1 protein-coding gene is annotated in these 264 nt (G+C 40.5%); it reads left to right on the top strand.

Translation table 11 applies throughout. The annotated features are described in order from the left end of the window. Nucleotides 1-264, top strand: a 264-nt coding sequence (locus AC0L3J_RS38135) for a hypothetical protein (RefSeq protein WP_473350578.1), incomplete at both ends; no start/stop codon positions are given.

The raw sequence follows: 264 nt of genomic DNA, 5'->3' as shown, positions 1-264 counted from the left end.
CAGTCAGGGAAAAATTAACCAAAAAATCAGCCGCAGGAAAAGCATCTGTTCAGGCCAGAAGAAGCAGAAAGGAAGCAGATGTTCAAACAAAACAAGAGAGAAATTTAACAGGTGTTCAAACAGATGTTGAAGTGGTGTTTGAACATGATGTCAACACAAAGGCAACTAATAAAGATACAGATAAAGATCTAAAAACAGATCCCCCCCTAAATCCCCCCCGGGGGAATCGAGGTGTCAAAAAGTTTGACCCTCTGGATATTACTT

This window comes from Bradyrhizobium sp. Kon37 (assembly GCF_055807535.1).
This window is presented reverse-complemented; position numbering and strand designations above follow the sequence as displayed.